Origin of the sequence: Streptomyces sp. WMMC1477, from assembly GCF_027460245.1 — a bacterium.
GTDB lineage: Bacteria > Actinomycetota > Actinomycetes > Streptomycetales > Streptomycetaceae > Streptomyces.
Window position 1 is genome coordinate 3,985,317 of the sequence record NZ_JAPZBD010000003.1, and the last position, 22,728, is coordinate 4,008,044.

Sequence of the window (22,728 nt, forward strand, 5' to 3'; positions counted from 1 at the left end):
CAGTGTCCGCAGTACGTCCCGCATGGTTCCGCATCGGCAGGAGGACGCCGCGGGGGGCCGCCGGTCCCGGGCTGCGGGCGGTGCTCGCGATCGGCCTCGCGGCGGGGCTCGCCACCGGGCTCACGGGCTGCTCGGAGGAGAAGAAGGACCCGGACGCGGGCACCAACGGCGTCGGCAAGCTCACCGCCGAGCGCATCGAGAAGAAGGCCAGGGACGCGGCGGACGCGGCGGACGCCGTCCGGCTGACCGGCACGCTCGTGACCAGGGGCCGCACCTACCGGCTCGACATGCGGCTGAAGGACGACGGCGGGATCGGCGAGGTCTCCGCGCAGGGCGGCAACCGCTTCGAGCTGCTGCGCGTCGGCGAGCAGCTCTTCCTGAAGGCCGACGCGGAGTTCTGGGTCCACCAGGAGCACGGCGGTGAGGAGCCGACCGAGGCCGACCGCGAGGCCGCGGGGAAGCTCGACGGCAAGTACGTGAAGGTCCCGGCCGAGGACCCGGCCTACGACCAGCTCAGCGGCTTCACGACCATGGACGTCCTGCTGGACGGCGTCCTCGCCATGGACGGGAAGCGGGCCACCGGAGAGCGCGGCGAGGTGGACGGCGTCCGCACGATCCGGGTCACCGCGGCGGGCGGCGCGGGGGGTGTGATGGACGTCTCCCTCATCGACACCCCGTATCCGCTGCGGCTGGAGCGGGCCGGGGACGCGGGCGTGATCACGATGTCCGACTGGGACAAGCAGTTCTCGCTGCGCGCCCCCAAGGAGGAGCAGGTCCTGGACTACGGCAAGGACATCTTCGCCGAGCAGGAGACCGGGTCGGACTCCGGCTCCGAAGGGTGACGCCGGCTCCGCCTCCGCGGCGTGGACGCCGGGGCCGGGGCAAAACGCCCGGCGCGGTGGGGCCCGTGGCCCGTCCGGTGCCGGGGCCTCAGCCCTCGCGGCGCCTGCGGAACATCAGCCGGGGCAGACCGGCCGGGACGGGCTGCCGCGTCGTGGCCGGGGACGCCACCGGGGGCGCGGCGGTCGTGCCCGAGGGCATCGCGCCCGGCTGCTCCACCGGCTCTCCCGCGGGCTCCAGCCGCAGCACCCGGCACTCACGCGCCCAGCGGTCCAGGAGGGTGTCTGCGTCGGGGGCGTTCAGGCGCTTGCCCTTGAGCTCCTCGGCCGTGGCCGACCACGCCTCGCCGTCCGGCCGCAGCGTGACGACCCGGGCGGGCCAGACGACGAGCCGGCCGCCCTTGTCCTTGCTGCGGACGCTGACCGTCGTGGTGGCGCCGTCCGTCAGCCCGAGGCCCGCCAGAGGCTGTTCGCCAGGTCCGTCGCCGACGACGCAGACCGCGCCCTCGTGCCACACGTGCCACAGCGCCCGCGCCGGGCCGCCCTGCGGACCGCGCACCCACACGAGGGCGGACTTCTTCGCGGCTTCCTCGACGAGGGCGCGTCCGAACAGGGCCCCAGCACCGTCGGGGGCTGTGGTCTCGGTCATGCCCCGACCCTACCGTGCGTGCGGCGGGCGACGTGGCGCCGCCGGGAGGGCGCGAGAACGGGCCCCACGCGGGGCGAGGACACCCGGTGCACGGCTACAACCAGCCGTTTCGCTTGAACCCGCGGTGCATGGCGAAGCAGATGCCGGTGATCAGGAGCATGACGGCCGGATAGCCGTACTTCCAGTCGGTCTCGGGCATATAGGAGAAGTTCATGCCGTAGACACCGGCGATCATCGTCGGCACCGCGAAGATCGCCGCCCAGGAGGTGATCTTGCGCATGTCCTCGTTCTGCGCCACGGTGGCCTGCGCCAGATTGGCCTGAAGGATCGAGTTGAGGAGGTCGTCGAAGGCGAGCACCTGCTCGCTCACCCGGGCGAGGTGGTCGGCGACGTCCCGGAAGTACTTCTGGATGTCCGGGTCGATGACGCGCATCGGCCGCTCGCTGAGCTGCTGCATGGGGCGCAGCAGCGGGGACACCGCCCGCTTGAGGCCCAGCACCTCCCGCTTGAGCTGGTAGATGCGTCCCGCCTCGCCCCCGGCCCGCTGCTGGGCGCGGTTGCCGCCGGTCTGCTGCGAGAAGACGTCGATCTCCACGTCGTCGATCTCGACCTGCACCGCGTCCGAGACGGCCAGATAGCCGTCGACCGCCTGGTCGGCGATGGCGTGCAGGACGGCCGACGGCCCCCTGGCCAGCAGCTCCGGGTCGTCCTCCAGCCGGTGCCGCAGGGAGCGCAGCGAGCCCTCGGCGCCGTGCCGGACGGTGATGATGTAGTCGGCCCCGGTGAAGCACATGACCTCGCCCGTCTCCACGACCTGGCTGCCGGCGGAGCGCTCGGCACGCGGGCGGTAGTGGATCGTCTTGATGACGGTGAACAGCGAGTCGTCGTAGCGCTCCAGCTTGGGGCGCTGGTGGGCGTGGACGGCGTCCTCCACCGCGAGCGGGTGCAGCCCGAAGACCTGCGCGAGCCCGGCGAACTCCTCCTCCGTCGGCTCGTGCAGCCCGATCCACACGAAGCCGCGGGTGCCGTCGGGCCTGACCCCGCCGCGGACGGCCGCGAGCGCCTCGGCGGGCGTCAGGCTGTCGGCGCGGCGGCGGCCGTCCTGGTAGACGGCGCAGTCGATCACGGCGCTGGACGGCGCGGGCCCCGGGCCCGGCTTGTAGGGGCCGACCGCCAGGCCGCGGCGGAAGGGACGGCGGGCGGGCCGTACGGCGGCACGCAGGTCACGGATCATCGACATGCTGGGCTCCTTCGCGGGTGTCACGCGCAACGAGCCGTCAGCGGCGCTGTCGCCGGGGCTGGCCACCACGGGCACGACGGTCCGGCCGGGAGGGCCGGGCAGCGGGCACGGCGGAGCGGGGAAGGCGGGAGGGCGTTCCCGGAGCCGTGGAGTGCCTGGAGTGAGCGTCAGCAGGGCCGCTGGCGGAGGGGAGACGGGCTGCAACTGCACGGTCGACTGGGATCCACGTCCGCCCACCTCCTCCGGTCGGCCCCCTGGGGGGAATCGCTGGATGCCCCGGCCGCTGGGCCCCGAAGGGCGGAAACAGGCGGCGGCGGGCGGCATAACGGTAGCATCCGGTGGGCCACTTCCCCGGTTCGGGAGGCCGAAAAGCGCCTCTTCTTTTCCCAACCAACACGCGCCCTAAACTCGCCGCATGACCGATCTTCTCGAACTGGTCGAGGCACGGCTGCGCTCGGCGCTCGGCGAACCGGACGCCCGCGCGGCGATCACCTTCCTCGGAACCGACCGGATGGCGGTCCTGCGCTTCGTCGATCCGACCGGCGGACCCACCCCGGACGACGGCCCGGCCGCCGGTGACACCCGGGCTCCGGTGGTCCGCTACGCGACGCTCGGCATGTCGGCGGCGCCCATGAGCGACCCGACCGCCGCCCTCGCCGACCCCGAGCGCGGGCCGCGCGCCGAGCTGCTGCTCTCGGTCAGGGCCGGGATCGTCGACACCGACAAGGTGCTGCGCCCGCTCGCCGTGCTCGCCGCGTCCCCGCAGGTCGAGGGCGTCGTCGTGGCGCCCGGCGCCTCGCTCGACGTCGGCGAGCCGCTGTGGCCCGGGGCGCCCTTCAGCTCCGTGCTGGTGGCCGAGCCGGGCGGCCTCGTCGAGGACCTGGAGCTCGATGCGCCGCGCGAGCCCGTCCGCTTCCTGCCGCTGCTGCCCATGACGCCGACCGAAGCGGCCTGGAAGCGCGTGCACGGTGCCCAGGCCCTCCGGGAACGCTGGCTCGAGCACGGCACGGACCTGCGCGACCCGCTCCGCCGCGCGGTACCCCTGACCGGGTGATCGTCCTTGACGAAGCCCGTCGGGGGGAGCACCGTGGATGCCCATGAGGGGCGAACCCAGTTGCCCGAAGTGTGGTGGCCGCGTGAGGGCACCCGGTCTCTTCTCCGACTCCTGGCAGTGCGCCGTGCACGGCGCCGTACAGCCGGTCCAGCCCGTGGTCCCGCCCAGCGTCGAGGCGCTCACCGTCGCGATCAAACGGGCCCAGGTCCCGGTGTGGATGCCCTGGCCGCTGCCGCTCGGCTGGCTGTTCACCGGGGTCGCCAGCGCCGGTGACGACCGCAGCGGCGGGCGGGCCACCGCCGTCGCCTGCACGGGCCCCGGTCCCGTGGGCGGGGTCGGCGAGATCGTCCTCGTCGCCGAGGATCTGGGGCTCGGCCTCGGCGCCCGCTACGCCGGAGTCCCCGGTCTCGACCCGGGGCTCGACGTCTCCGGGCCCCCGCAGGCCAAGGTCGTGGCCGCCGGGCGGCCCACCCCGCTGTGGCACGTCGCCCAGACCCCGGACGACCGCGCGGTGTTCGCGGGTGAGGCCCGGGGACTGTGGCTGTGGGTCGTCGGCTGGCCGGAACAGGCGGGCATGCTCCTCTACGACGACCTCGTCCTCGCCGACATGCGGGAGGTCGGAGCCGAGGTGGAGATGGTGCCCTGCGGGGCGCTCTCCCCGCGCCTCCTCGACTGACAGTGAGGATTGGCCATGGCACCGCTCGGGGGTCTGACTCTTCGACTGACTGGCGCTTCGGCTGTCCTTCTGCGGAATCGTCGGCCTGCCGGGCGGTGCCACCTGGCGTGTGGCCGGTCGGGCTTCTGTGACTTCATAGGAGCCCGGCCAAAGGTCCCATCACTGTCTTGTCCGTCTGCCCGACCGGCCCGCGCCCTCCCATCGGCGCGCGTTGGAAGGGCAGCACACAACAGCATGGCAGCACAGGACATAGCGGTGGTCGGCGGGATCGACACCCACACCGACCTCCACCAGGCCGCGGTCATCGACAGCATCGGCCGGCACCTGGCCACCGAGCAGTTCGAGACCACCCCAACCGGCTACCGCAGGCTGCTGGACTGGCTGCGCTCGCACGGCGAGGTCCTGGCCGTCGGGATCGAGGGGACAGGCGCCTACGGTGCCGAGATCGCCCGGTTCCTCACCGCGAACGAGATCACCGTGGTCGAGGTGGACCGGCCCGACCGCAAGGCCAGGCGTGACAACGGCAAGTCCGACGCCATCGACGCCTACGCGGCCGCGACCGCGGTCCTGTCGGGGCGGGCCGCGGGCACGCCCAAGGCCCGTAACGGGATCGTAGAGGCGATCCGGGCCCTACGGGTGGTCCGCAAGAGCGCCGTCAAGGCCCGCACCCAGACCATCAACCAGGTCCGCACCCTCATCGTCACCGCGCCCTCCAGCGTCCGGGACAAGCTGCGCGGGCTGTCCCCGAAGGAGCTGATCGATACCCTGGCCCGCTCCCGCCCCACGGGCGAACTCGCCGACCCGGCCTGCGCGGTGAAGACCGCACTACGCAGGCTCGCCCGCCGCTACCAGGCACTCGACGAGGAGATCAAGGAGGCCGACCGGGAGATCGGTCCGCTGGTCACCCAGGCCGCTCCCAGGCTCATCGCCCTGCCCGGCGTCGGCCCGGAAACCGCTGGCCAGCTGCTGGCCAGCGCGGGCGATAACCCCGACCGACTTCGCTCCGAAGCCGCTTTCGCCCACCTCTGCGGGGCCGCTCCGGTCCCGGCCTCCTCCGGCCGCACCAACCGCCACCGCCTCAACCGCGGCGGCGACCGCGCGGCCAACAACGCGCTGCACACCATCGTCCTGGTCCGCATGAAGTACGACCAGCGCACCCAGGAGTACGTCGCCCGCCGCACCGCCGAAGGCATGACCAAGAAGGACATCGTCCGCTGCTTGAAACGGTTCGTCGCCCGCGAGGTCTACCGCCATCTACCCCACACGGCCCGAAACCGCGAACAGCTCCCGCAGACCGCTTGACGATCTATAGGAGCTTCCGCGCTGGACCGACCGCGCTCGGCCGACGCGGCGGCCCGGGCGTCCGCGGCTCGCCGCTAGACTGGTGCCGACCCCGTCCCGTCGAGCGTTGGAGCGTGCCTGTGCGGATCGACCTGCACACCCACTCCACCGCCTCCGACGGCACGGACACCCCGGCCGAGCTGGTACGCAACGCCGCCAGGGCCGGGCTCGACGTCGTCGCCCTCACCGACCACGACACGGTCGCCGGTTACGCGGAGGCCACCGCGGCCCTGCCCGCCGGGCTGACCCTGGTCACCGGGGCCGAGCTGTCCTGCCGCCTCGACGGTGTGAGCCTGCACATGCTGGCCTATCTCTTCGACCCCCGCGAACCCGAGTTGGCCCGGCAGCGCGAGCTGGTCCGCGACGACCGGGTGCCGCGGGCCCGGGCCATGGTCGCGAAGCTCCAGGAGCTGGGCGTCCCCGTCACCTGGGAGCAGGTCGCCCGGATCGCGGGCGACGGCGCCGTCGGCCGTCCGCACATCGCGTCGGCCCTCGTGGAGCTCGGCGTCGTCCCCGACGTGTCGGCGGCCTTCACCTCCGAGTGGCTCGCGAACGACGGCCGGGCCTACGTGGAGAAGCACGAGCTGGACCCCTTCGAGGCGATCCGCCTCGTCAAGGGAGCGGGCGGCGTGACCGTCTTCGCCCACCCGCTCGCCCTCAAACGCGGCCAGTGCGTCCCGGAGAGCGCCATCGCCCAGCTCGCCGCCGCCGGTCTCGACGGCATCGAGGCCGACCACATGGACCACGACCCGGCCACCCGGGCCCGCCTGCACGGCCTCGCCGCCGATCTCGGTCTGCTCGCCACCGGCTCCAGCGACTACCACGGCAGCCGCAAGACGTGCCGCCTCGGTGAGCACCTGACGGCCCCCGACGTCTACGCCGAGATCGCCGACCGCGGCTCCGGAGCCCGGCCGGTCACGGCCTGACCTTCCGGCGGCCGCCGGGCGGGGAGACGCGCCCAGCCCGGTCGAGCCCGCTCCCGGGCTCCCCGTCGGCGGACTCGCTCCTCTCCGCTTCCCCGACCCTCCCCCTCCCTCCCGTACGACCCGCTCCGAGGCACCCCCATGTTCGACGCCGCAGTCTTCGGCTCCCTCTTCCTCACCCTCTTCGTCATCATGGACCCGCCCGGCATCACGCCGATCTTCCTCGCGCTCACCTCCGGGCGCCCGGTCAAGGTCCAGCGCAGGATGGCCTGGCAGGCCGCGGCCGTCGCCCTCGCGGTCATCACCGTCTTCGGCCTCTGCGGCCGGCAGATCCTCGACTACCTGCACGTCTCCACGCCCGCGCTGATGATCGCGGGAGGGCTGCTGCTGCTCCTCGTCGCGCTCGATCTGCTCACCGGCAAGACGGACGAGCCGAAGCAGACGAAGGAGGTCAACGTCGCCCTCGTGCCGCTCGGGATGCCGCTGCTCGCCGGGCCCGGCGCCATCGTCGCCGTGATCATCGCCGTCCAGCGCGCGGACGGGCTCGGGGGCCAGGTGTCGGTGTGGAGCGCGATCGTGGCCATGCACGTGGTGCTCTGGCTGACGATGCGCTACTCCCTGGGGATCGTCCGGCTGATCCGGGAGAGCGGCGTCGTCCTGGTGACCCGGTTGTCCGGCATGCTGCTCTCCGCCATCGCCGTCCAGCAGATCATCAACGGCGTCCGCCAGGTGATCCAGGGCTGAGCGGACCCGGCCCGCCCGCCTCGTCCGTGCACAGGACCGGCACCCGCTGCACCACGTTGTTCGCGAAGCCGCCGAGGTTCCACGGCTGGTGCAGCGGCTGCGCGCCACCCTCCGCGTCGCTCGCCCGCGCGCCGAGCACATGGCCGCCGGGCTCGGCGTGCCACTTGCACCGCCAGTGCCGCCAGGCCCAGCGGTCCGCCGCGTCGCCGGGTGCGGGGTCCAGCTCGGCCCGGCCCCAGGTCGCCCCGTCGTCCGTGCTGACCTCGACGCCCCGCACCGGTGCCCGCCCCGACCAGGCGCGGCCCTCCAGCCGCACCGGGCCAGGGCGGACGACCCGCGTGCGGGACAGGAAGTCCGGGAAGCCGGGCGGGATCAGCAGGGCCCGCGGAGCGATCCGGGTGACGGGCTCGCCCTCCTCCTCCGCGTCCTGCCGCAGGCGGTAGGCGACCGTCTGCTGGAACCCGGTGAACGCGGCGTCGACGACGGTGATGTCGCGCAGCCACTTCACCTGGGCCATCCCGTACCAGCCGGGCACGACCAGCCGCACCGGGTGGCCGTGCTGAGGTGGCAGCGGACCGCCGTTCATCGCGTAGGCCACCAGCACCTCGGGGTCCTCGCCCCGGGCCACCGCCAGGGGCAGGCCGCGCTGGTAGTCCTGCTCGACCCCGCGCTCGACGCCGTGGTCCGCGCCGGTGAACACGACGTCCACGGCACCGGGTTCCACGCCCGCCTCGGCGAGCAGCGTCCGCAGCGGGACGCCCGTCCAGTCCGCGGTCCCGACGGCCTCGACGAGCCAGGGCTGGCTGACCGGTCGCGGGGTCAGCAGCGCCCGCCCGTTGCCCGCGCACTCCATCGTCACGCGCCGGGTGACGGCGGGACGGGAGCGCAGGTCGGCGAGGGTGAGCCGCAGTGGGCGGTGCACCAGGCCGCCGACCGTCACCTCCCACCCCGCCTCGTCCGCAGCGGGGATGTCGTAGTGGACGAGCACGTAGTGCAGTCCGGGCGGGGTGACGTCGTAGCGCAGGGCCTCCAGCGGCAGCCCGTGGTTGCGCGTGGCCAGCCCGAGTTCCGCGCGGCTGATCCCCTCGTCCGCGTCCGCCAGCCGCGCCGGGGTGCTGATGTCCGTAAGCCGTCGCCCCATGGGCTCATGGTCCTGCGGCGCGGCCCGGCCCACCACTCGGGCGGGAGCGCGTTCCCTCCTCTCGCGCGGCGCGGGAGGAGGCGACCCGCCCGGCGACGTCCGGGTCGATCGGGTCCCGCAGCCCGTCACCCTCGCCCACCGCTCCTCGGCCTCCGGCTGGTCCGCGAGAGCGGCCGCGGCGCCGGGCGGCACCGGTCCGGCCACCCGGTGGGAGAGCCGCGCCGCCGCCATCCGGGCCTGGACGCCGCCGCTGGAGCCGCCGATGAGCACGGCGTGTTCGAGCTTCAGACCGTCCAGGAAGGCGGAGAGGTCCGCCGCGAAGTCCCGGGGGTGAGGAGGCCCGGCGGTGGGGCGTCAGTGGGCCGCCCAGAATCTCGCGAGGGCGGCGGCCGTCTCCGTGGGCCGGTCGGCGTTGGGGGAGTGGTCGGCGCCGTCGATGACGGTGTGCGGGGCGTCGAGCCGGCGGGCCATGTCGGCCAGCAGCGGGACCGGCCAGGCGTAGTCGGTGGCGCCGGACACGACGTGCCGGGGCAGCGGGACGGCCGCCAGCTCCGCGACGCGGTCGGGCTCGCCGGTCAGGATGCGGCCGGTGGCGACGAGCTGGGCGGGGGCGGTGGTGAGCCAGCGGTCGCGCAGGAACTCCTCCACCTCCGGCGGGGTGGCGGCGTCGGCGGCCTCCGGTGGGTCCAGGGCGCGCATGTGTTCCCACACCTCCGCCATCGTGAACGTCCGCAGCGCCTCGGTCAGCATCCTGACCCGGTCCTGCTGGAGGGGCGAGGTGGCCTCGGGGCCGCTGCTCATGAGCGTGAGCGAGCGGAAGGGCGCGGCGTCGCGCAGCACGGCGGCCCGGGCGATGAGGCCGCCGAGCGAGTGGCCGAGCAGATGCAGGGGGCCGGCGCCGAGCGCCTCGGCCTGGGCCAGGACGTCCGCGGCGAGCTCCGGCAGGGCGTAGGCGTCCTCGTCGGCCGGGCCGTCGGACTCGTACTGGCCCAGGCCGTCCACCGCGACGACCCGGAAGCCGGCGTCGGCGAGCGGGCCGAGCAGTGCGACGAAGTCCTCCTTGCTCCCGGTGAAGCCGGGCAGCAGCAGGGCGGTGCCCAGCCGGGGCGTCCCCGCGTCGTGGACGGCGAACGCGCCCCGGGAGGTGTGGAGCCGGTACGCGCGGCCTCCGGGCGGCAGCTTCAGGAACGGCGGCTTGCTCATGCGCCGACGCTAGCGTCCGCCGCCGCGGGCGCGGCGACCGGGGCATACGGCAGGAGCCGCGGACCGCGACAGCGGAGCCCGAGGCTCCGGTGCCGTGGTCCGCGGCTCCTGGGGACGGGGGCGGGCCCCCGCGCGTCACTCCGCCTTCGACTCCGCCGAGGACGAGCGCGTGCGACGGCGACGACGGCGCGGCTTGCGGGCCGCCGTGCCCTCCTGGGCGGCAGGGGCCGCCGCGTCACCCGACTCCGGCCGTCCGGCGGCCGGACGGGCGTCGGAGCCGGAGGCCGCGTCCGCGGAGGAGCCCTCCACGGAGACGCCGCCGCGCGTGCGGCGACGGGTGCGGGTGTTGCGGGCCCGGCGGGGGCGCTCCTCCGCGGGAGCGGCGGCCTTCGCCCCGCGACCGCGGCGTCCGCCCGGCTCGCCCAGGTCCTCGACCTCCTCGGCGGCCAGCCCCGCGCGCGTGCGCTCGGCCCGCGGCAGGACACCCTTCGTGCCGTCCGGGATGCCCAGCAGCTCGTAGAGGTGCGGCGAGGTGGAGTACGTCTCCGGCGGGTCGGGGAAGCTCAGTTCCAGAGCCTTGTTGATCAGCTGCCAGCGCGGGATGTCGTCCCAGTCGACGAGCGTGACGGCCGTACCGGAGGCCCCGGCCCGGCCGGTGCGGCCGATGCGGTGCAGGTAGGTCTTCTCGTCCTCGGGCGTCTGGTAGTTGATGACGTGGGTCACACCCTCGACGTCGATGCCGCGTGCGGCCACGTCGGTGCAGACGAGGACGTCCACCTTGCCGTTTCGGAAGGCGCGCAGCGCCTGCTCGCGGGCGCCCTGGCCGAGGTCGCCGTGGACGGCTCCGGCGGCGAAGCCGCGTCGGGTGAGCTGCTCGGCGACGTCGGCCGCGGTGCGCTTCGTCCGGGTGAAGATCATCACCAGTCCGCGGCCCTCGGCCTGGAGGATGCGGGCGACCATCTCCACCTTGTCCATGGAGTGGGCCCGGAAGACGTGCTGTGTGGTGTTCGCCACGGTGGCGCCCTCGTCGTCCGGCGCGGTGGCGCGGATGTGCGTGGGCTGCGACATGTAGCGGCGGGCCAGCGAGATGACCTGCCCCGGCATCGTGGCGGAGAAGAGCATGGTCTGCCGCTTCACCGGGAGCTGCTGGATGATCTTCTCGACGTCGGGCAGGAAGCCCAGGTCCAGCATCTCGTCGGCCTCGTCCAGGACGAGGGCCCGCACCTGCTTCAGGTCGAGCTTGCGCTGCCCGGCCAGGTCCAGCAGGCGCCCGGGGGTGCCGACGACGATGTCGACGCCCTTGCGCAGCGCCTCGACCTGCGGCTCGTAGGCCCGGCCGCCGTAGATGGACAGGACGCGCACGTTGCGCACCTTGCCGGCGGTGAGCAGGTCGTTGGTCACCTGCTGGCAGAGCTCGCGGGTGGGGACGACCACGAGCGCCTGCGGCGCGTCGGTGAGCTGCTCGGCCGTGGCCCGGCCCGCCTCGACGTCGGCGGGGACGGTGACGGTCTCCAGGAGCGGCAGACCAAAGCCCAGGGTCTTGCCGGTGCCGGTCTTGGCCTGGCCGATGACGTCACCGCCGGAGAGGGCGACGGGAAGGGTCATCTCCTGGATGGGGAAGGGGTTGACGATGCCGACGGCCTCCAGGGCCTCGGCCGTCTCGGTCAGGATGCCGAGTTCGCGGAAAGTCGTGGTGGACAGGGTGTGCCTCTTCCATGAGACGCGACACAAGGCGGCGAGGCGGGTCGTACCGCGTCCACGTCGTTGATCGCGCGCGGCGCGGGACCACGAGCTCTCGCTCAAGCGCTCGTCTCGCGCGAGCGGCCCCTCACTGTGCGGAGGGCGGTCTGGTCGGAGCCGATCGTGCTACCGACCGGGCATCCGCTTTCCGGGAGCTTCCCGGATCATGCGTTGTTCACACATAAACGTTCACACGAGCTCTCACACGGACCGTCTCAGAGGCCGTGGCCCACCGTCGGGCTCGTGTGCGCTCATGCATGCGCCCGTCGAATACTCGGCGGGCTCCGTATCACTGTACAGCCAAAGCGCGCATCCGCACCGGCCCGATCTCCGGGGGCGGCCGTCCGGACCTCGGACGCGATGTGCCCTGGCCGCCTGCGCAGCAGGTCGGGAGGGCTATTGTGCCCCGCATGGGAACGTCTGAGACCTCTGCCACCTCTCCGCACCCCGAGACCGGCATCGCCGCGCAGGACTGGGCGCAGGCATCCGCCGATCCCCACTACCGGGCGGCCGTCGTCGACCTGCTGGGGGCGCTGGCCTACGGCGAGCTGGCCGCCTTCGAGCGGCTCGCCGAGGACGCCAAGCTGGCGCCCACCCTTGAGGACAAGGGCAGGCTGGCCGCCATGGCCGCGGCCGAGTTCCACCACTTCGACACCCTCCGCGAGCGGCTGACCCACATCGACGCGGACCCGACGGAGGCCATGGCTCCGTTCGTCTCCTCCCTGGACGAGTTCCACCGCCTCACCGCGCCCTCGGACTGGCTGGAGGGCCTGATCAAGGCGTACGTCGGAGACTCCATCGCCTCGGACTTCTACCGGGAGGTCGCCGTCCGGCTGGACTCCGACACCCGGGCCCTCGTCCTCCGCGTGCTGGACGACACCGGCCACTCCAGCTTCGCGGTGGAGCGGGTGCGCGCCGCCATCGAGGCCGACCAGCGGGTGAGCGGGCGGCTGGCCCTGTGGGCGCGGCGGCTGATGGGCGAGGCGCTCTCGCAGGCCCAGCGGGTCGTGGCCGAGCGCGACTCGCTCTCGACCATGCTGGTCGGCGGGGTCGCCGAGGGCTTCGACCTGGCGGAGGTCGGCCGGATGTTCTCCCGCATCACGGAGGCGCACACGAAGCGTATGGCCGCTCTCGGCCTGGCCGCCTAGACCTCTTCCGGCCGGTCAGACGCACGCGCGGCCGGGCTGGTCGGCGCTGCGACCGGACTCTCACCGCCGCGGTCCCGCGCCGTCGAGGCCGGAGTCCCGCCTCTTCCGTGTGGCCGCCGGGAGGTTCCCCGGCGCGGTGCGCCGTCGCCGCTCTGGTCCGGCCGCCACGGGCGAGCACCACCACGCAGCAGGGTCCGGCCGCATGGCGGCGCGGCTCCCGTCACCGTTCGGTGTGCTCCGGCGGACAGGGCCTAGCGGTGGTGGCCCCAGGAGGGCCGGGAGTAGGCGCGGCGGCCGTCGAGCAGCAGGGACACCAGCGCCGCGGCGACCGCGACCGCCAGCAGGAGTGAGACGCCCAGATGACCCGGGCCGAGGACGGCGCGGGTGACGAGGCCGCCCAGGGCGGCGGCGATCGTGCCCGTCGCCAGGACGAGCGGTGGGTTCCCGAACCGACGGGGGAACGACCACAGAGCCGCACAGGCGACGGCGAGACCGAGCAGAGCGGAGCCGAGCGCTTCCCCGAGCATGAGAACCTCCGAGCCGGCGGCGAACGGGACCGTCCGCTTCCTACCCCGGGGGTGGCACACGTCAAACGGCGGCCGGGAGGAACTCCCCCGACCGCCGTCGTATACGTCCTGCGCCCGTGGGCGCCGTGCTCGGGGACGACCCGAACGGCGCTCCGCGGTGGCTCAGACGGCGCCGAAGCCCACGCGACGGGCCGACGGGTCGCCGATGTCCACGTACGCGAGCCGGTCGGACGGCACCAGCACCTTGCGGCCGTGCTCGTCCTCCAGGCTCAGCAGCCCCGACTTGCCGGCCAGCGCGTCCGCCACGGTGCTCTCGATCTCCTCCGCGCTCTGCCGGCTCTCCAGGGTGATCTCGCGAGGCGTGTGCAGCACGCCGATCCTGACCTCCACGCTATGTCCCTTCGACCCTTCCGACACGCTCACTGACTGCGCGGTCGACCGCGCACTGTGTCCTCACCCTAGCCCGGCCGCAGCGCCCCCATCCGCCCGCCCGCCACGCCCGTGGCGAACAGGCGGACCGCGTGGCGGGCGCGGTCGGCGCCCCCGACCCCGGGGGAGCGGCGTACCAAGCGGCGTACCGTCTCGTCAGTCGTGCAGCGGGAAGCCGGCGATCCCGCGCCAGGCGAGGGAGGAGATCAGGGAGGCGGCCGCGTCCTTGGGAATGGGCTGGCCCGCTCCCAGCCAGTAGCGCGCGGTGATCTGGGCCAGGCCGCACAGCCCGACGGCCAGCAGCATCGACTGCTCCTGCGGCTGCTTGGTGTCCTCGGCGATGACGGCGCTGACCGCCTCCGCGCACTCCAGGCTCACCTTGTCCACCCGCTCGCGGACGGCTGGCTCGTTCGTCAGGTCCGACTCGAAGACGAGCCGGAAGGCGCCGCCCTCGTTCTCCACGAACCGGAAGTAGGCGTCCATCGTGGCCGCCACGCGCTGCTTGTTGTCGGTCGTCGTCTCCAGGGCCGTGTGCACGGCCTGGAGGAGCGCCTCGCAGTGCTGGTCGAGCAGGGCCATGTAGAGGTCGAGCTTCCCCGGGAAGTGCTGGTAGAGCACCGGCTTGCTGACGCCTGCCCGGTCGGCGATGTCGTCCATCGCCGCCGCGTGGTAGCCCTGGGCTACGAAGACCTCCTGCGCGGCTCCCAGCAACTGGTTGCGCCGTGCCCGCCGCGGCAGGCGGGTGCCCCGCGGACGTGCCTCGGTCTGCTCGATGGCTGTCACGCCGCCTCCCTGGTTCGTTCCGGGCGCGAAGGTGCGCCGCACCCGTCATCGTACTTTCGGGTAACCGGTACCCGCGCGCTCCGGCCGCAGTTTTTCACTTTCCGGACAGCGAAATGACCGGCTCGTGACGGTCTGTCCGAACCTGGTGCCGGGTGCGCGGCGGGTATGCCGGGCGCACCTCCGGTCGTCACCGGTACTCGTCCTCGTTCATCTCCACGACGCGCGCCTGGTCCGCCGCGTCGGCGGGGTCGACGTCGTCCCGGGTCGGGCCGGGCAGGGCCTCCTCCTGGGGTTCCACGAGCTCGGTGTGCTGTTCCGCCACGTCGGCCTCGGGGGCCTCCGGCGTCTCGGTTCCCGGTTCCTCGGCGGCACGGCGCCGCTTGTCGTCGTTCACGATCTCCTCGAAGGTGTCCGGATCGGTCTGATCTCCTGGCATGACGGGCGTGACGCCACCCCTTACCCAGACGCCCGCCTCCTCACACGAGCCTATGGGCCGCCGCATCGGCGCGCGAGGTGGTGTGTGACCCCGAACACGCGAGCGCTCCCGTGATCGCCCGCGTGATCAAGCCGTAACATGCCAGGCATGGCTTCTACCGACCCTCCCCACGCGCGGACCGCAGCACAGCGCCGTGGGCCGTCGGAACCCGCGCCCGCGGCCGGTGGCGGCCCCCTGCGGCACCCCCCGCGCACGGTGTCCCTGCCCGGTCTCACCCTGGCCGTCCGCGACATGCCGGGGCGGGTACCGGACGGTGTGCCGCCCGCGCTCTTCGTCCACGGCCTGGGCGGCTCCTCGCTGAACTGGACGGCCCTGATGGAGGAGCTGTCCGGGGCGGTGGACGGCGTGGCGCTCGACCTCCCGGGCTTCGGCTGGTCGCCTCCCCCCGAGGACGGGCGGTACACGGTCGCCGCGCACGCCCATGCCGTCATCCGGCACCTCGACTCCGCCCGGCGCGGTCCGGTGCACCTCTTCGGTAACTCCCTCGGCGGTGCGGTCACCACCCGGGTGGCCGCCGCCCGGCCCGACCTCGTGCGCACCCTGACGCTCGTCTCCCCGGCCCTGCCGGAACTGCTCCCGCAGCGCACGGCGCTGCCGACGGCCCTGCTCGCGGTTCCCGGCGTCGTCCAGGCGTACCGCAGGCTCGCCCGGGGTATGACGGGGGAGCAGCACACCCGCGCACTGCTCAAGCTCTGCTACGGCGACCCGGGCCGGGCCACCGAGGAGAGCCTGGCCGAGGCGGCCCTGGAATTCGAGCGGCGGCTGCGGCTGCCGTATTTCTGGGATAGCCTCGCCCGATCCGCGCGCGGGGTCGTCGACGCCTACACGCTCGGCGGGCAGTACTCGCTGTGGCGGCAGGCCGAACGCGTCCTCGCACCGACCCTGCTGATCTACGGCCGTCGTGACCAGCTCGTCTCCTACCGCATGTCACGCAAGGCGAGCCGAGCCTTCCGCGACTCCCGCCTGGTGACCCTGCCCGAGGCCGGGCACGTGGCCATGATGGAGTATCCGCGGGAGGTGGCGGCGGCCTTCCGCCGGCTGCTGGCCGAGAGCGGGGAGCGCGCCCGGAGCGCCGGCGGAGACGCCGGGGAGAACGCAGTCGAGCCGAACGGGAGCTGAGGGGAACGTGGGACGTCACAGCCGGCCCCGCCGCACCCCCCGCGACGGGGCGACGTCCACCCCGCCGCGCCCCCGGCCGGACGACCCGTGGTCGCGCCCCTCCGCTGACCAGTCTCCGGCCGGTGCCGAGGGCCTGCCGTCCCGGGGCGGAGCCGACGGCCCGGCACCGGGTTCCGTCCAGGGCCCGCCGCCGGGCCGTGCCCAGGGCCCGTCGGCGGGCCGTGCCCAGACTGCCGCGCCCGCTCCGGGGCAGGCGCCACGCGGTCCCGTCCAGGGGGCGCGCCCGGTCCCCGGGCAGGGGCAGCCCTCGCGGCCCGGTCAGGGCCCACGCCCGTGGCCCGGTCACGGCCAGCCCCCGCCGCCCGGCCACGGTCGACCGCCGGGGTCCGGCCAGGGAACGCCGCGGCCCGGATCTTCGGGCCCGGTGCCCCCGGCGGCCATACCGCGGCCCCGCACCCCCGACGCGCCCGCCGCGCCGCACCCCGAGTACCTGAGCGCCTTCGACGGCCCGTCGGATCCGCCGGCCACGCCGCCCGGGGAAACGCCCCAGGCGGCGCCGGACTCGGGCCCGGGCGGAGGCGACGCCCCCGGCGCCCCGGATCCCGAGGCCGTGCCGGGCGGGGGGCCGGGCGGGCGGCTGCGCCTCTTCACCGGGCTCTGCGCGGCGGCCGTCACGGCCGGACTGACGCTGCTGGTCGTCGGCCAGGACGCCACGGTCGGCGGTGGCGCCGAGGAGCTGGCCGGGGCCGACGAGCAGCCCGGCGGCGGGGCCCCGGCCGGGGATGAGCTGCCGGAGAATCCTCCGGAGGAGCGGGAACCGACCTACGAGGAGTGGCTGGCGGCCACCCAGGACGTCGACCCGGAGCTGGACGGGCCCGGCACCTTCACCGTCGTCCCCGGTCAGCAGGGCGGAGGGGGCGAGGGCGCCACCAGCCTGACCTACCGGGTCGAGGTCGAGGACGAGGTCGGCGTGGACGCCGCGAAGTTCGCGCGGGCCGTCCACACCACCCTGAGCGACGCACGCAGCTGGAGCCGTGACAGCGCGTACAGCTTCGAGCGGGTCGACTCCGGGCCCGTCGACTTCGTGCTGACGCTGGCCAGCCCGGCGACCACGGCGGAGTGGTGCGCCAAGTCCGGCCTGGACACGACGGTCGACAACGTCTCGTGCGACTCGGCGGCGACCGAGCGCATCATGATCAACGCCTACCGTTGGGGCCACGGCTCCCCGACCTTCGGGCCCGATCTGATCCGCCCGTACCGGGAAATGCTGATCAACCACGAGGTCGGGCACCGCATCGGGCTCGGGCACGAGTTCTGCCCGGAAGACGGCGCGCTCGCCCCGGTCATGATGCAGCAGACGAAGACCCTCACCACGGGTGACCGCACCTGCCGCCCCAACGCCTGGCCGCATCCGGGGGCGTGAGCCGGGCGTCCGCCGCCCCGCCGCCGCTCCTGCCCGTGCCCTACCCGGGCGGAACGCCGAAGGGGGCGGAAGGTCACGGTAGTTCACCCCTTCCGGTGGTAGAGCGGACAACCGTCCATCATCCCCCCGTGTCGCCCGCATAGCGTCATCCCGTTGCGCCGGAACAGGAGAAGATCGGGGGTGACGCCGTGCGGATCGCACTCCTCACCGAGGGCGGTTTCCCGTACGTCCGGGGCGAGTCCGTCCACTGGTGCGAACAGCTGGTTCACGGGCTGGCCGGTCACGAGTTCACCGTGTACGCGCTCAGCCGCAGCCGTCGGCAGGCCGAGGGAGAGCGCCTCGCGCTGCCCCCGCAGGTGCGCGGTGTGCGCACCGCCCGGCTGTGGGGGCCGCCGGACGGCGGCGGACCGGGCGAACGCCGTGGCTACGGACGCCGGGTCCGGGCGCAGTTCGAGGAGCACCTCGCCGAGCTGACGGGCGCCGTCTGCGCCGAGGCGCCACAGGCGGACCGTTTCGCCAACGGGCTCCACGGCCTCGCCGACCTCGCCGGGACCGAGCCGGGACGGCTTTCCGCCGCCCTGTGCTCCGAGCGGGCCCTCCGCGTCCTGGAGGCCGCCTGCCGGGCGCCGGAAGCACTGCGGGCCGTCCGCTCGGCGACCGTCGCCGACCTGCTCGCCGTCATGGAGCGCCTCGAACGCGCTCTGCGGCCGCTGTCGCTCGACTGGTACGCCGCGCCGGCCGACGCCGACGAGAGCGACCCCGGCCTGTCCACCGCCGACCTGTGCCACGCCGTCGGCGGCGGTCCCGGCGTGCTGCCCGGGCTCCTCGCCCGGCGCCGCTTCGGCGTGCCGCTCCTGCTGACCGAGTACGGCGTCCGGGTGCGCGAGCAGTACCTCGGCGGAGCCGCGCGCGCCGTGGCGCCCGCCGCCGCGGCGGCACCCGTGCGGGCCCTGCTCGCCTCCTTCCAGACCCGGCTGGCCGGCGAGGCCTACCGGTGCGCCGAGATCATCACCCCCGGCAACGCCCACGCCCGGCGCTGGCAGGAGCGCTGCGGCGCCGACCGCGACCGTCAGCGCACCGTCTACCCGGGCATGGACGCCCACCCCTTCGCCGCCGTCGACGAGGACGACGGCGCGCCCGACCCGGACCCGACGCTCGTGTGGACCGGGCCCCTCGCGCCGGCGAAGGACCTCGTGGCCCTGCTGCACGCGTTCGCGGAGGTCCGCCGCGCCGAACCGCGCGCCCGGCTGCTCCTCGTGGAGACCGGCGGGCGGGCCGACGAGGGCTACGCCGCACACTGCCGGGCCCTGGCCGCCCAGCTCTTCCCCGACGAGGCCGCCGACCCGCGCAGTGTCGGCACGAACCCCGTCACCTTCACGGAGGTGGGCAGCCCCGCCGTGCCCCGGCCTGCCGACGCCTACGCGGGGGCCACCGTCGTCGTCCTGTCCAGCGTGGTCGAGGGCTTCCCGGTCTCGCTCGTCGAGGCGATGTTCAGCGGCCGGGCCACCGTCTCCACGGACGCGGGCGCCGTCTGCGAGGTCATCGGCGGCACCGGTCTCGTCGTCCCGCCGCGCAACCCGCGGGCCCTGGCCGAGGCGTGCCTGCAGCTCCTGCGCGACCCCGCCCGCCGGGCCCGGCTCGGCGCGGCGGCCCGGGCCCGGGCACTGGAGCTGTTCACCGTCGAACAGAACCTCCAGGCCTTCCACGGCATGTACCTGGAGCTGATCGCCGGCCGCCGCGCCGGGGAACCGCTCGCCGCCCCCTCGGCCCACCCCTTCGGGCGGACGGCGGAGGGGCAGGTGCCGGGCCGCTGGGCGGCGGCGCGCCGAGCCCCGGTGCGTCCCGCGCCCACGGCCTCCCCGACGTCCCCCGCCCACGCCCCGGCCCATGCCCAGGCCCAGCCTCAGGGCCAGGCCCAGGTCCCGAGCTGGGCCCGCGCCGCGGGCGAGCCGGTTCCGGGCCGCGAGCCGGTGCCGGAGCGCGAACCGGTGCCGGCGTGTGCCCCGGTGCCCGCCGTGGCCGGTGCCGCCGAGCCGGAGAACCGGGGGTGAGCGCCGTGGAGTACGAACCGCGTGCCCCCCGCAGCCCCGGAGCCTGGGACGACCGCTCGTCGGCCGCCCTGCGCGGCACCGCGGCCGCAGCGCCGCAGCGGGACAGGAGCAGACCGGCGCCGGCCCGGCACGGCCCCGCCGACCCCGTGCGAGCCCTGCTCCACCAGCACCGGAAGCTGTGCGAACGGGCCGTCCACCCCCTGGAGATCGCCGCCGCGCTGGAGGCCCACGGCATCAACGACCGCGCGGCCGCCCGCTACCGGCACCGGGACGTCTTCGCGCTCGCCGAGGAGATGTTCGCCCGCGCCCCCGGTGCATCGGCCCGCCCGGACGGGGGCCTGGGCGCGGAGCGGGCCGCGGGTCCGGGCGGGGCCGTCGGCGCGGACGGGGACACGGACCGGGCGGCGGGCGGCCGACGTCCGGCCGGCTCCCCGCCCGACCGGACCCGCGCGGCCGTGCGCGGACTGCCCTGGCTGCTGCCCGGCCTCCTGGCCGCCCTCGTCCTCACCGTGCCCGTGCCCGCGGCCCTGCGCTGGCTCGTCCTCCTCGCCGGGGCGCTGCTCTGCGCCGGCGCCCTGCGGCTGTGCCTGCGCGGGGTCCCGCTCGGGGCGCCCACCGTGCTGGCCGGCTGCTGGCTCACCGGCTACGCCCTCTTCGGCGACGGGCTCCTGCGCGCCCTCCTCGAACCCGGCACCGCGCCGGGCCCGGCCCCGGCCTGGGTCGCGCTGTCCCTGGCCTGCGCCGTCGCCCCGGCGGCCGGGTGCGCCCAGCGGTTCGCCGCCTCGGCCCGGCGCCGGCTCGCCGTCAGCCGCAGCCTGGGCGACTTCGCGGCCCGCGTCCGCCCCGCCCTGGCCGCCTCCGTCGCCCTGTGCGCCCTCGCCCTCCTCGCCGTCCAGGCCGGAGCCCGGTCCGCCCTCACCGGCGCCCCCGTGGGCCCGGGCGCGGTGGACGCGCGGACCGCGGCCGTCACCGCGCTCGGGCTGCTCTTCCTCGCCGTGCTGCTGCTGGCCGCGCACGGTTTCCCGCGCGCCGCGGCGCTGGGGCTCGGCGCCGCCTGCGCCGCCGAGTGCCTGACCCTCGGCGTCGCCGCCGCGGCCCGGCTGCCCGGCCTCGACGCGGTGGCGGAACCGCTGCGGTGGGCCGTCGCCGGGCCCGGGCCCGCCGCGATCCCGGCGCTCGCCTGCGCCCTGGCCTGCCTGGCCCTGCTCGGCTACGCAGCCACCGCTCTGACCGGCGCCTCCGCCCACCGGCCCGCCTCGGCGGGGGGCGCGCCCGGCTTCGTCGTCCCCGGGGCACCGGGCCACGGACGGCCCGCCGCCGGCCGGGCGCCGGCCCCGGGCCACCGTCCGCCCGCTCCCGCCCACCATCCGCTCACCACCAGCACCAGCAAGGAGCTCAACCGATGACCGTGTCGTACGTCGCCGGCGTCTTCCGCCTCCCAGGGGAGGAAGCACGATGAGGGTGCTGCTGCTCGGGGCCAACGGCTTCCTCGGCCGTTTCGTGGCCGACCGACTCCTCGCCGACCCGGCCGTGCAGCTCACGGCGCTCGGCCGCCGGGACGACTCCGACGTCCGCTTCGACCTGTCCAACGGCAGCCCGGGCGCGCTCACCCGCTTCCTGGACGCCGTCCATCCCGGCGTCGTCATCAACTGCGCCGGAGCCATCCGGGGCACCGCCCGCGACCTGCTGCGCCACAACACCGTCGGCACCGCCACCGTGTGCGAGGCGCTGCGGCGCAGCGGCTGCACGGCCCGGCTGGTGCACGTGGGCTGCGCAGCCGAGTACGGGCCGTCCCCGTCCGGCTCGTCCACGGCCGAGGACGCCGTGCCGCGGCCGGGGGGCCACTACGGCGTCAGCAAGCTCGCCGCCACGGAACTGGTCCTCGGCTCGGGCCTGGACGCCATCGTGCTGCGCGTCTTCTCCCCGGCCGGGCCGGGCACCCCGGCGGGCTCGCCGCTCGGCCGCCTGGCCGAGGCGATGCGCCGGGCCATGCAGCACGGCGACCACGAGCTCAAGCTGGCGGGGCTCGGCGTCCAGCGGGACTTCGTGGACGTCCGGGACGTCGCCCGGGCCGTGCACGCGGCCTCGCTGTCGGCCGCCCAGGGCGTCGTCAACATCGGCACCGGGCGGGCGGTACGGCTGCGGGAGGCCGCCGGGACGCTCGTGCGGGTGGCCGGCTACACCGGCTCCGTCCTGGAGCTGGACGAGCCCCACCTCGGCCCCGGGCACGCGCAGCCGCCCTACCCCGACGGCTGCGGCGCCTGGCAGCAGGCCGACGTGCGCACCGCGCGGGACCGGCTCGGCTGGCGTCCCCGCATCGGGCTGGAGGAGTCGCTGGCGGACATCTGGATGGAGGCGGCGTGTCGGATCTGAGACGGGTTCCGGCGCCCCCGGGCCGCCGCGCGGGCCGGCTCGGTGTCGGGGCGCCGGGCTACGCGCACCCGATGCTGGCCCCGGTGGAGTGGGCGGAGCTCGTCCGGCCGGACGCGCCGGTGCACTGGGCTGTCCTCAAGGTGCCGGTGACCGGCGGCGCCGGGGCGCGTCCCGACCCGTACTGCCTGACGGCGGCGTCGCGGCTGCGCTCGGCGGGCGTGCCGCTCCTCGGCCATCTCGACTTCCGGCGCGGCAGTCGGCCGGGCGCGGAGCTGCTGACCGAGGCGGGCCGGTTCCTGGACTGGTACGGGGTCGCCGGTTTCTACCTCGACCGCGCCCCGGCCGCCCTCGCCGCGCTCCCGGCGACCGCCACCGCCGTCGGCGCGCTGCGCTCGGTCGCCGCCGAGCACGGCCACCCGCCGCTCCACGTGGTCCTGGGCACGGACGCCTATCCGCACCCCGGCTATCTGGACCTCGTCGAGCAGCTCGTCGCCTTCCGGGGCAGCTGGACCGACTACCGCTGGTCCGAGGCGGCGGCGTGGACGGCGGACCACCCGCCGTCGCGCTTCTGCCACCTCGTCCACGGGGTGCCGCGCGGGCATCTGGAGGAGGCGCTGCGGATCGCGCGCTGGCAGGGCGCCGGGACCGTCTACGTGACGGATGCCACGGATCGGCCACGGCGGCCGATTCTCGGCGTATCGTCCGGATCCAGGAGCTCCGGCACTGACCCGTTCGAGACGCTGCCCGGCTACTGGGACGACATCATCTCGCGGACCGGAACGGCCATCTCGGAATGAGATCGCGCGTGGCAGTGTTACGGACAGAACAA

22 protein-coding genes are annotated in these 22,728 nt (G+C 75.0%); 13 read left to right on the forward strand and 9 right to left on the reverse strand.

Going from position 1 to position 22,728, the window contains the following annotated elements:
• Nucleotides 1-2 precede the first annotated feature (2 nt).
• Entirely contained in the window at nt 3-842 is an 840-nt protein-coding gene (locus tag O7609_RS17955) for a hypothetical protein (RefSeq protein ID WP_443072155.1), read from the forward strand.
• Nucleotides 843-930: 88 nt separating this feature from the next.
• Here O7609_RS17955 and O7609_RS17960 read toward each other — a convergent pair whose 3' ends face one another.
• Nucleotides 931-1,488: a hypothetical protein gene (locus tag O7609_RS17960; RefSeq protein WP_269735973.1), complete on the reverse strand. Its 558-nt coding sequence runs from the start codon at nt 1,486-1,488 to the stop codon at nt 931-933.
• A gap of 94 nt (nt 1,489-1,582) precedes the next feature.
• On the reverse strand, nt 1,583-2,728 hold the full coding sequence (locus tag O7609_RS17965) for a magnesium and cobalt transport protein CorA (RefSeq protein WP_269735972.1): 1,146 nt from the start codon (nt 2,726-2,728) through the stop codon (nt 1,583-1,585).
• Between the two features lie 415 nt (nt 2,729-3,143).
• Between O7609_RS17965 and O7609_RS17970 the strand changes: the two genes are divergently transcribed.
• The 5 genes from O7609_RS17970 to O7609_RS17990 all read left to right on the forward strand — a co-directional run bounded on the left by O7609_RS17970 (nt 3,144) and on the right by O7609_RS17990 (nt 7,466).
• Nucleotides 3,144-3,782, forward strand: a complete 639-nt coding sequence (locus tag O7609_RS17970; RefSeq protein ID WP_269735971.1) for a suppressor of fused domain protein — start codon at nt 3,144-3,146, stop codon at nt 3,780-3,782.
• A gap of 43 nt (nt 3,783-3,825) precedes the next feature.
• The gene (locus tag O7609_RS17975; protein WP_269735970.1) at nt 3,826-4,458 is read left to right on the forward strand and encodes a DUF6758 family protein; all 633 of its coding nucleotides are present in this window, start codon (nt 3,826-3,828) and stop codon (nt 4,456-4,458) included.
• A gap of 234 nt (nt 4,459-4,692) precedes the next feature.
• Nucleotides 4,693-5,760, forward strand: a complete 1,068-nt coding sequence (locus O7609_RS17980) for an IS110 family transposase (protein WP_269733058.1) — start codon at nt 4,693-4,695, stop codon at nt 5,758-5,760.
• 119 nt (nt 5,761-5,879) lie between these two features.
• Nucleotides 5,880-6,725: a PHP domain-containing protein gene (locus O7609_RS17985; RefSeq protein ID WP_269744376.1), complete on the forward strand. Its 846-nt coding sequence runs from the start codon at nt 5,880-5,882 to the stop codon at nt 6,723-6,725.
• Nucleotides 6,726-6,863: 138 nt separating this feature from the next.
• Nucleotides 6,864-7,466, forward strand: coding sequence for a MarC family protein (locus O7609_RS17990; protein ID WP_269735969.1), 603 nt, complete (start codon nt 6,864-6,866; stop codon nt 7,464-7,466).
• Here O7609_RS17990 and O7609_RS17995 read toward each other — a convergent pair.
• The 3 genes from O7609_RS17995 to O7609_RS18005 form a co-directional block, all read right to left on the reverse strand.
• The gene (locus O7609_RS17995; protein ID WP_269743888.1) at nt 7,435-8,607 is read right to left on the reverse strand and encodes a sulfite oxidase; all 1,173 of its coding nucleotides are present in this window, start codon (nt 8,605-8,607) and stop codon (nt 7,435-7,437) included. The genes O7609_RS17990 and O7609_RS17995 overlap by 32 nt on opposite strands.
• Before the next feature lie 354 nt (nt 8,608-8,961).
• Nucleotides 8,962-9,810, reverse strand: a complete 849-nt coding sequence (locus O7609_RS18000) for an alpha/beta fold hydrolase (protein ID WP_269743889.1) — start codon at nt 9,808-9,810, stop codon at nt 8,962-8,964.
• A 135-nt stretch (nt 9,811-9,945) separates the two neighbouring features.
• Nucleotides 9,946-11,541: a DEAD/DEAH box helicase gene (locus O7609_RS18005; RefSeq protein WP_269743890.1), complete on the reverse strand. Its 1,596-nt coding sequence runs from the start codon at nt 11,539-11,541 to the stop codon at nt 9,946-9,948.
• Between the two features lie 419 nt (nt 11,542-11,960).
• Here O7609_RS18005 and O7609_RS18010 point away from each other — a divergent pair, with 419 nt between their 5' ends.
• The gene (locus O7609_RS18010) at nt 11,961-12,698 is read left to right on the forward strand and encodes a ferritin-like fold-containing protein (RefSeq protein WP_269735965.1); all 738 of its coding nucleotides are present in this window, start codon (nt 11,961-11,963) and stop codon (nt 12,696-12,698) included.
• A 251-nt stretch (nt 12,699-12,949) separates the two neighbouring features.
• Here O7609_RS18010 and O7609_RS18015 read toward each other — a convergent pair whose 3' ends face one another.
• The 4 genes from O7609_RS18015 to O7609_RS18030 all read right to left on the reverse strand — a co-directional run bounded on the left by O7609_RS18015 (nt 12,950) and on the right by O7609_RS18030 (nt 14,873).
• Entirely contained in the window at nt 12,950-13,225 is a 276-nt protein-coding gene (locus tag O7609_RS18015) for a hypothetical protein (protein WP_269735964.1), read from the reverse strand.
• Nucleotides 13,226-13,387: 162 nt separating this feature from the next.
• Nucleotides 13,388-13,615, reverse strand: coding sequence for a DUF3107 domain-containing protein (locus O7609_RS18020; protein ID WP_219092018.1), 228 nt, complete (start codon nt 13,613-13,615; stop codon nt 13,388-13,390).
• A 195-nt stretch (nt 13,616-13,810) separates the two neighbouring features.
• Complete coding sequence (locus O7609_RS18025; protein WP_269735963.1) at nt 13,811-14,437, reverse strand: TetR/AcrR family transcriptional regulator; 627 nt, start codon at nt 14,435-14,437, stop codon at nt 13,811-13,813.
• Between the two features lie 187 nt (nt 14,438-14,624).
• A complete protein-coding gene (locus O7609_RS18030) occupies nt 14,625-14,873 on the reverse strand; it encodes a hypothetical protein (RefSeq protein ID WP_269735962.1) in 249 nt (82 codons plus the stop codon).
• Between the two features lie 147 nt (nt 14,874-15,020).
• Between O7609_RS18030 and O7609_RS18035 the strand changes: the two genes are divergently transcribed.
• The 6 genes from O7609_RS18035 (at nt 15,021) to O7609_RS18060 (ending at nt 22,696) form a co-directional block, all read left to right on the forward strand.
• Nucleotides 15,021-16,052, forward strand: coding sequence for an alpha/beta fold hydrolase (locus O7609_RS18035; RefSeq protein ID WP_269735961.1), 1,032 nt, complete (start codon nt 15,021-15,023; stop codon nt 16,050-16,052).
• A gap of 424 nt (nt 16,053-16,476) precedes the next feature.
• Nucleotides 16,477-17,475, forward strand: a complete 999-nt coding sequence (locus tag O7609_RS18040; RefSeq protein WP_269735960.1) for a DUF3152 domain-containing protein — start codon at nt 16,477-16,479, stop codon at nt 17,473-17,475.
• Between the two features lie 188 nt (nt 17,476-17,663).
• Nucleotides 17,664-19,526, forward strand: a complete 1,863-nt coding sequence (locus tag O7609_RS18045; protein ID WP_269743891.1) for a DUF3492 domain-containing protein — start codon at nt 17,664-17,666, stop codon at nt 19,524-19,526.
• Nucleotides 19,527-19,531: 5 nt separating this feature from the next.
• Complete coding sequence (locus O7609_RS18050; RefSeq protein WP_269735958.1) at nt 19,532-20,932, forward strand: hypothetical protein; 1,401 nt, start codon at nt 19,532-19,534, stop codon at nt 20,930-20,932.
• A gap of 49 nt (nt 20,933-20,981) precedes the next feature.
• The gene (locus O7609_RS18055; protein WP_269735957.1) at nt 20,982-21,899 is read left to right on the forward strand and encodes an NAD-dependent epimerase/dehydratase family protein; all 918 of its coding nucleotides are present in this window, start codon (nt 20,982-20,984) and stop codon (nt 21,897-21,899) included.
• Entirely contained in the window at nt 21,887-22,696 is an 810-nt protein-coding gene (locus O7609_RS18060; protein WP_269735956.1) for a spherulation-specific family 4 protein, read from the forward strand. The genes O7609_RS18055 and O7609_RS18060 overlap by 13 nt, the downstream gene beginning before the upstream one ends.
• The last annotated feature ends 32 nt before the right edge of the window (nt 22,697-22,728 follow it).

Excerpts from the sequence above, each read along its gene's own strand:
- O7609_RS17960 (WP_269735973.1), bottom strand. The coding sequence starts at position 1,488 with ATGACCGAGACCACAGCCCCCGACGGTGCTGGGGCCCTGTTCGGACGC.
- O7609_RS18010 (WP_269735965.1), top strand. The coding sequence starts at position 11,961 with ATGGGAACGTCTGAGACCTCTGCCACCTCTCCGCACCCCGAGACCGGC.
- O7609_RS18030 (WP_269735962.1), bottom strand. The coding sequence starts at position 14,873 with ATGCCAGGAGATCAGACCGATCCGGACACCTTCGAGGAGATCGTGAAC.
- O7609_RS18035 (WP_269735961.1), top strand. The coding sequence starts at position 15,021 with ATGGCTTCTACCGACCCTCCCCACGCGCGGACCGCAGCACAGCGCCGT.
- O7609_RS17970 (WP_269735971.1), top strand. The coding sequence starts at position 3,144 with ATGACCGATCTTCTCGAACTGGTCGAGGCACGGCTGCGCTCGGCGCTC.
- O7609_RS17990 (WP_269735969.1), top strand. The coding sequence starts at position 6,864 with ATGTTCGACGCCGCAGTCTTCGGCTCCCTCTTCCTCACCCTCTTCGTC.
- O7609_RS17980 (WP_269733058.1), top strand. The coding sequence starts at position 4,693 with ATGGCAGCACAGGACATAGCGGTGGTCGGCGGGATCGACACCCACACC.
- O7609_RS17995 (WP_269743888.1), bottom strand. The coding sequence starts at position 8,607 with ATGGGGCGACGGCTTACGGACATCAGCACCCCGGCGCGGCTGGCGGAC.
- O7609_RS17965 (WP_269735972.1), bottom strand. The coding sequence starts at position 2,728 with ATGTCGATGATCCGTGACCTGCGTGCCGCCGTACGGCCCGCCCGCCGT.
- O7609_RS18000 (WP_269743889.1), bottom strand. The coding sequence starts at position 9,810 with ATGAGCAAGCCGCCGTTCCTGAAGCTGCCGCCCGGAGGCCGCGCGTAC.
- O7609_RS18015 (WP_269735964.1), bottom strand. The coding sequence starts at position 13,225 with ATGCTCGGGGAAGCGCTCGGCTCCGCTCTGCTCGGTCTCGCCGTCGCC.
- O7609_RS17975 (WP_269735970.1), top strand. The coding sequence starts at position 3,826 with ATGAGGGGCGAACCCAGTTGCCCGAAGTGTGGTGGCCGCGTGAGGGCA.
- O7609_RS18055 (WP_269735957.1), top strand. The coding sequence starts at position 20,982 with ATGAGGGTGCTGCTGCTCGGGGCCAACGGCTTCCTCGGCCGTTTCGTG.